The organism is Pusillimonas sp., assembly GCF_044464525.1.
GTDB lineage: Bacteria > Pseudomonadota > Gammaproteobacteria > Burkholderiales > Burkholderiaceae_B > Pusillimonas.
Genome location: NZ_JBIQLE010000060.1, coordinates 1 through 7192 on the forward strand (window position 1 = coordinate 1; position 7192 = coordinate 7192).

A 7192-nucleotide genomic window follows, 5' to 3' on the forward strand; every position below is an offset into this window, starting at 1 on the left:
AAGGAATTGCGATGTTTGTCACGAGGCTTGGGCTCCGGTGCTAAGCTCAGTCTGGAGTACGACGATGTTGGCGTCTGAGTGTGTGGCCTCGTACAACTGCCGCACTTCGTGTTCATGGATGCCCAGCGCTATCCGTTGATTGATATAGCCTTTGTCTGTGATTTCGCCTCGCTCAAGCGAAGGCTGACTATCCAGAACCAAGGCGCGCATGGGGCTTTTCGAAGAGCTTGCGCCGTTGACGTCGCGCATCTGCTGCAAGCTCTCGGTAATGAAAGCGCGCAGCTCTGATGCCGAGACTTGCTGTGCGGCCTCGGCCGGAAAGATCAGTAAGCCGATTTCGCTCTGTTCGTGACCGGTAACGATCACATCGCGCGCGTAAGGGCTTAGCGCCGTCAGCGCCTGTAAACGCAATGTGCCCACCGAAACCCAAGTGCCGGTTGTTAACTTGAAATCTTCGGCTATGCGGCCATCGAAGGCGATGCCTTTGTCCGGCTGCTCGGGGTCTACCAGCTTGCAGGCATCCCCAATCTTGTAGAAGTGTTCTTCGTCGAACGCATCGGCGGTAAGGTCTGGTGCATCGACATAGCCGGGAAACACTTGTGGCCCCTTGATGCGAAGCTCGTATTTATTGTTATTGGGTATCAGCTTTATAGTCGTTCCGGCCACGGGCAGGCCGACGCATCGGGGGCTGTCGTTGAACCAATGAATGAAGGTTCCAACAGGCCCGGTTTCCGTCGAGCCTATCGAGGACGACAGCACAATGCGGCGCCCTTGTGTCTCTTCGATAAGGCGGTTGAATCGGTTCCAGGTGCTGGTAGGCAGGGCAGCCCCTGCATAGAACCCCACCTGCACATTTTCGAATGCCTTCTGAGCCGTTGGAAGGTCTTTTTCCAGAATATCGAGCGCAAAGTCATAGGCCCGGGGTACATCGAAAAACAGGGTCGGCTGAACCTCGCTCATATTCTGGATGGTTTTTTTAATCAGTTCAGGCGTGGGCCTGCCTTCATCAAAATAGTAGGTGCCGCCGTTGGCGAGCATCATATTGAAATTGAAGTTGGTGCCGAACGTGTGGCTCCATGGCAGCCACGACAGTAGCTTGGGCTTCTCGTCAAGTAAGAATGGCCATGCCAGCTGAATCTGCTTCTGGTTGGCACAGAGCATTCCGTGGGTGTTGATGACGATTTTCGGCAAACCCGTTGAGCCCGACGTGAGCAGGTGTTTCGCCGCGGTCTGTGATGTGATCGCGGCAAAAGCAGACCCCACCGCATCGGTTTCCCGCACGTTAGCCACGTCAGTCATAGTGAGGCTGCCTGGCACTGCGTCGGAGTTCTCGCCGAGCAGAACCGGGCATGCCAGGCCCGCAGAAGAGATGGCGCCGGCAAACATATTGCCGTCGGACGCATAAATGACAGCGGGACGCAGTTTATTCAAGATGCCCGATATCTTGGTGTAGTCTTTCGTTGGCCAAGAGTAGGCAGTCGACACTGTCGTAAACGGCCGCCCAATATGCAGGGTGGCCAGCATCAAGATGCCTTGCTCAATATTGGCCGGCGAAAGCGCCACCACCGGTTGGTGCACGCCGATGCCCAGGTCCAACAGACCTTGGGCCAGTTGCCCGACCTTTTCGCGAGTCTGCTTGTATGTCAGGCTCGTCCAATTGCCGTTGCGGTCTTTCTCTGAAAGAAACACTGCGTCGGGCGTGTGCCGTGCCCAGTGTTCGAGCCAGTCGCCAATACGAGTGGCCACTTCGCCCAAGGGCTGGTCGTTGGTCAGAACGATGGTGCCGTCATCACGCACCGTTTTCTTGATGTTGCGTTCGGCCAGCCGGGGCATTGAATTGATAACTTGCATCTCTAGCTCCTTCTATTTGAGAAGTTTCCATTTGCCTTGATCGATTTCAATCAAAACAACGGCATCGCTTCCGAGACTTGCGTGGTTGGAAGCGCTCATGGTGCTCGATCCATGAGTCAGCGGAAGATCTTTAACTTGCTCTAGCCCGGCTCTTATCGAATCGCGGAACTCTGGTGTTCCCGGCTTGGCGTTCGTGCCTGCTTTGGATATTACGTGGTCCAGCAGCAAATAAGCGTCGTAGGCGTATGCGCCAAATGGATTAAGCGTTCCGGCTCCGTATTTACCTTCGTACAGCTTGACGTATTCAAGCGCCACTTTTTTGGATGGATTCTGATCGTCAAGCTGGTCTGCCACCAAAACGAGCCCGGTAGGACAGATCATCCCTTCGCCGGCCTGCCCCGCAACGCGAAGGAAGTCGTTGTTGGCTACACCATGGTTCTGAAAGAATAGGCCTTCATACCCAAGCTTGCGCAAAGCATGCATGGGCAAGGCAGCACCGGTGCCGCTGGCACCGAAAAGGACGGCATCAGGCTTTTGTTGGTTGATGCGCACTGCCTGCGAAGTTACCGACTGATCTTGCCGGCCGTATCGTTCGTTCGCCACGAGTGGAATATTGAACTCTGTCGCAAGCGCACTGACTTCTCGGTGGCCGGCTTCGCCTTGTGCATCGCTAAACCCGATATAGGCAATTTTCTTGATGTCGCGCTTCTTCATCTCTTCGAAGATGGCCCGGTACATCACGCCATAGCTTTGCGGCACAGAGAAAACCCATTTGTTTGCGGCGGTATCGAACGGAGCAAGCCCTAACTGAGGCACTTTCAGCTCTTCGGCAACCTGTGCAATAGCCAGGGACGTAGGCGTGGTGCTTGAACCGATGATCACGTCTACTTGGTCGTTGCTGATGAGTTTCCGGGCATTCCGGCCGGCGAGACTGGGGTCGGTGGCATCATCAAGAATGATGTATTTGGCGGGCAAACCCCCCACGGTGTCCGGCAGCAGCTCAAACGTATTGCGCTCGGGTACGCCCAGCGAAGCGGCCGGGCCGGTTGCGCTGACCGAGATGCCGATGTTCACGGTGTCTTGCGCTGAGGCGGACGCAGCGATCCCTAAGGAAAGCACCGTGGAAAAGCCAAGAATTAATTTCTTCAGTTGATATGAATTGCTCATCATTTTTGTCTCCAGAGTCGAATGTTTTTTATTGATCCAGTTACCGCAGGCTTATATGTGGGTGTGTTTCTTCATTGGTCAGGACCATGGCGCTTGTCCCGACCCGTTTTCCTATTACGGCGTTGCGCCAGCCAAAGCATGGAAAACTTGCGCTGCTGGCACCTTCTAATTGAGAAGTTTCCATTTCCCTTCGTCGATTGTCACCAGTACAACTGCGTCGCTACCCAAGACCCCATGATTTAAAGCCGTCATGGTGCTCGATCCATGCGTCAGCGGAAGATCTGTCACCTGCTCGAGGTGCTGTCTTACTGCATTGCGAAACTCTTGGGACCCTGGCTTTGCCTGCTGACGCGCTTTGGCTACAACGTGATCAAGCAGCAAGTAAGTGTCGTAGGCATAAGCGCCGAATGGATTGAGTGTTCCGGCACCATATTTACCTTCGTACTTTTCGATGTAGTCGAGCGCCAGTTTTTTCGACGGGTTCCGGTCATCAAGCTGTTCCGCTACCACGACAAGCCCCGTCGGAGAAACCATTCCTTCACCGGAAGGCCCCGCGACGCGTAAAAAATCATTGTTCACCACGCCGTGGTTTTGATAGAAGTTGCCTTCATACCCAAGCTTGCGCAGGGCATGCATGGGTAGGGCCGCACCGGTGCCGCTGGCGCCGAAAACTACGGCGTCGGGCTTTGCTTGTCTTATCCGAACAGCCTGCGCGGTTACTGACTGGTCTTGGCGGCCATATCGCTCGTTCGCGACGAGCTGCATGTTGAATTCTTTGGCAAGTGCGCTCGTCACGCGATGACCGCCTTCTCCGAGCGCGTCGCTAAAGCCGATATACGCGATATTTTTTACATTGCGCCGCTGCATTTCCTCGAAGAGAGCCCGGTACATCACGCTGTGGCTCTGGGGTACGGAGAAAACCCATTCGTATGCTTCATGGTCGAACACGCCAAGCCCCAACTGCACGACATTTTGTTCTTCAGCGACCTCAGCGATAGCCAAAGATGTGGGAGTAGAGCTTGAACCGATGATTACGTCGACACCGTCGCTGCTGATAAGTTTGCGAGCATTCCTACCGGCGAGGCTGGGGTCGGTGGCGTCATCCAGGATGATGTAATTGACGGGCAAGCCACCCAAGGTGTCGGGCAGCATCTCGAAGGTGTTGCGCTCTGGTACGCCCAGTGACGCGGCCGGGCCGGTAGCACTTACCGAAATGCCAACCTTTACGGTTTCCTGCGCATAGGCAGCCGATGTGGCGACTGCCAGGGATAACGACACGGCCAAGCCCGCGACGAACTTCTTTAGGTGATGTGAGTTCCTCAAGCCTTTGTCTCCAGCATTGCTCCGTAGCTTGACCGCCTGGCTACGAGCTAATTTTTTACATTAGAGTAAATTTACTCTCTCGTAAAAAATACGTCAACGCTTATTTTGCGAATTGGTGTCCGATATTTGTGGATCTCGCTTGCCTATTTCACGCGCGCGAGGCGGTTCCAGTGGTTTCGGAATCGGCATGAAAATCAGCCTGGAACGGCAGAACTTCGGCTAAAGCACGGCTTCCCGGATGATTGTCGCCAGCTTCCAATGCATGATCGATGGTCAGCAGCAACGAGGCCGTTTCAGGAAGGACATAACTGAAGTAATACTGCGCTGTATCGATTTTGGCCTGGTAGAAGCCCGTATCGTGTTCAAGTCGCGTTTGGGCGGCGCGGGCGGCTTGCAGCCACAGCCCTGAAAGCACGCCATGACCGATAAGCCGAAGCATGTCGGGCGCAACGTGGTGCGGAAGGTTCGAGTCGGCATCAGCAGCCGCGATAATGCGTTTTGCGCGGGCCGTGATGGCGTCCACCAGCTCGTCCAGACTGCCGCGCTGCGCACTCATAAACTCGCTATCGGCGCCGTGTGCCATTTGCCGAAGCTCGGTCAGCAGCAACTCAAGTTGGCGGCCCTTGTCAGCGACGATTTTGCGCACCACCAGATCTATCGCCTGTATCTCGTTGGTTCCTTCGTAGATCAGAGCAATACGCGTGTCGCGCACGTATTGCTCTATGCCCATTTCGGTCATGAAACCGTGGCCGCCAAAAATCTGTAGGGCCTTGCTGGCGCCGTCGAAGGCCTGATCTGTCGCCATGGACTTCAGCACTGGAGTCAGCAGGGATAGTTGGCCTTGCTTAAGCGCTCGCTGCCCCGTATCGGGGTGGCGTTCGGCTTCGTCCAGAATGACCGCGATATGGTAGGCAAGCATCCGAAAGCCTTCCACATATACCCGCTGGTTCATCAGAAGGCGCTGGACAGGCGGATGGAAAATGATGGGGTCGGCGGCTTGCTTCCGTGCAGACGCGCTTGGCGGGCGGATTGCTGCTCGCATTTGAACTCGTTCTTGTGCATAGGCCAGCGAGCTTTGCCAAGCAACGTCGGCGGTGGCGACGCCTTGAATACCCACGGCAAGTCGGGCTTCGTTCATCATGATGAACATGGCTGCCAGCCCGCGATGCGGTTCGCCTACCAGCCAGCCTGTGGCTTCCTCAAACTCCATGCGGCAGGTGGCACTACCGTGAATGCCCATCTTATGTTCGATACCCGTGCAGGTGATCGTATTGTTGGCGTCGGCGCCTTCGCGTGCCGGAATGAATTTCGGCACCAGGAATAGCGAGATGCCTTTGCTACCGGCCGGAGCGTCTGGCAGACGGCCCAGCACCAGGTGAATAATGTTTTCAGTGAGGTCTTGCTGCCCGCCTGAGATAAATATTTTGCTGCCGGTAACCCGCACCGTTCCGTCTGCCTGGGGTGTGGCGCGGGTGCGCAACAGCCCCAGGTCACTACCGGCATGAGGCTCAGTCAGGCACATGGTGGCAAGCCACTTGCCGCTGACCAAGTTGGGCAGGTATTGCTGCTTGAGCTGCTCGCTGGCATGCGCATTCAGGCATTCGTAGGCGCCGCGAAGAAGCACCGGATACATGGACCATGCGTGATTACAGGCACCAAGCATTTCGTATAGAACGGTATGCAGGGTGCCGGGAAGGCCTTGGCCACCGTACTTTGGGTCACAGGTAAGCGAGGGCCAGCCGCCGCCTACAAATTGCCGATATGCGTCGGCGAACCCCGGCGGGGTGCTGACCTGGCCGTCTTCGTACTTGCAACCATGCTGATCCCCCACAGCGTTGAGTGGGAGCAGCACCTCGGTGGAAAAGCGTCCGGCTTGTTCGGCGATCTCCATAATCAAGGCTTCGTCCACGTCTTCAAAGCCCGGCAAGGCAGAGAGTCGGGGCGCGGCATTCAACAGTTCGGACAAGACAAAGCGAATATCGCGAATCGGCGGATGATAGGTAAGCATGAACGATTGGCCTTTAATGAATATCGGAAGGAGCGGGCGCAGAATTGGCTGCGAAGCAGACGCAGAATTAACGCGGCGGCAGGCGCAAAGCCCCATCCAGGCGGATAGTCTCGCCATTAAGAGAAGGGTTGCTAACGATGTGCAAGGCCAGGGCGGCGAACTCGCCCGGGTCTCCTAGCCGTTTGGGAAAAGGAATACTGGCAGCCAAACTTTCCTGCACGTGGGCCGGCAGCTCTTTAAGAAGTGGCGTTTGGAAAAGCCCGGGCGCGATCGTCATGACGCGCACGCCGAACTGCGCCAGGTCTCGCGCAAGCGGCAAAGTCAGCGCGGCGACGCCGCCTTTGGATGCCGCGTAAGCTTCCTGTCCAACCTGGCCGTCGAACGCAGCAACAGAGGCCGTGTTGATAATGACACCGCGTTCGCCCGATTCGAGCGGTTCGAGATTCACCACACGCGCGGTGAACAGCCGAATAACGTTGAACGTGCCAATAAGGTTGATGTTGACGATGCGGCTGAAGTGTTCAAGCGGCATGAGGTCGCCTTCTTTGGAGACGAGCCGCATGGCGCCCGCGACACCGGCACAATTGACAAGCACACGAGCCGGCCCGTTGACCTTGGCTGCAGCGGCTAGCGCCGTTTCAATGCTGTTCGTGTCGGTAATGTCGCAAGCCAGCGCCAGGCCGCCTGTTTCCTCGGCTAACTGCTTTGCCGCTTGCTCGTTCACGTCCAGAATGGCTACACGTGCCCCTGCATTGACCAGGTGGCGCACCGTTTCTGCGCCCAGCCCCGAGGCTCCACCACTGACTACAACAGATTGTCCCTGCAACTCCATGCTTACTCCTG

5 protein-coding genes are annotated in these 7192 nt (G+C 56.2%); all 5 read right to left on the reverse strand.

Annotated features, from left to right (window positions below):
• Positions 1-18 precede the first annotated feature (18 nt).
• The 5 genes from ACIY1O_RS17430 to ACIY1O_RS17450 all read right to left on the reverse strand — a co-directional run bounded on the left by ACIY1O_RS17430 (position 19) and on the right by ACIY1O_RS17450 (position 7181).
• On the reverse strand, positions 19-1851 hold the full coding sequence (locus ACIY1O_RS17430; RefSeq protein ID WP_397476356.1) for a feruloyl-CoA synthase: 1833 nt from the start codon (positions 1849-1851) through the stop codon (positions 19-21).
• A gap of 12 nt (positions 1852-1863) precedes the next feature.
• Positions 1864-3021 carry an ABC transporter substrate-binding protein gene (locus tag ACIY1O_RS17435; protein WP_397476357.1) on the reverse strand — a complete coding sequence of 386 codons (1158 nt, stop codon included), beginning with the start codon at positions 3019-3021 and terminating at the stop codon, positions 1864-1866.
• 162 nt (positions 3022-3183) lie between these two features.
• A complete protein-coding gene (locus ACIY1O_RS17440; protein ID WP_397476358.1) occupies positions 3184-4341 on the reverse strand; it encodes an ABC transporter substrate-binding protein in 1158 nt (385 codons plus the stop codon).
• 148 nt (positions 4342-4489) lie between these two features.
• Positions 4490-6349: an acyl-CoA dehydrogenase family protein gene (locus tag ACIY1O_RS17445; RefSeq protein WP_397476359.1), complete on the reverse strand. Its 1860-nt coding sequence runs from the start codon at positions 6347-6349 to the stop codon at positions 4490-4492.
• 67 nt (positions 6350-6416) lie between these two features.
• A complete protein-coding gene (locus tag ACIY1O_RS17450; protein WP_397476360.1) occupies positions 6417-7181 on the reverse strand; it encodes an SDR family NAD(P)-dependent oxidoreductase in 765 nt (254 codons plus the stop codon).
• Positions 7182-7192 lie beyond the last annotated feature (11 nt).

Bases quoted from the DNA above. Each gene is read 5' to 3' on its own strand.
- ACIY1O_RS17445 (WP_397476359.1), bottom strand. From the start codon at position 6,349: ATGCTTACCTATCATCCGCCGATTCGCGATATTCGCTTTGTCTTGTCC.
- ACIY1O_RS17450 (WP_397476360.1), bottom strand. From the start codon at position 7,181: ATGGAGTTGCAGGGACAATCTGTTGTAGTCAGTGGTGGAGCCTCGGGG.
- ACIY1O_RS17430 (WP_397476356.1), bottom strand. From the start codon at position 1,851: ATGCAAGTTATCAATTCAATGCCCCGGCTGGCCGAACGCAACATCAAG.
- ACIY1O_RS17435 (WP_397476357.1), bottom strand. From the start codon at position 3,021: ATGATGAGCAATTCATATCAACTGAAGAAATTAATTCTTGGCTTTTCC.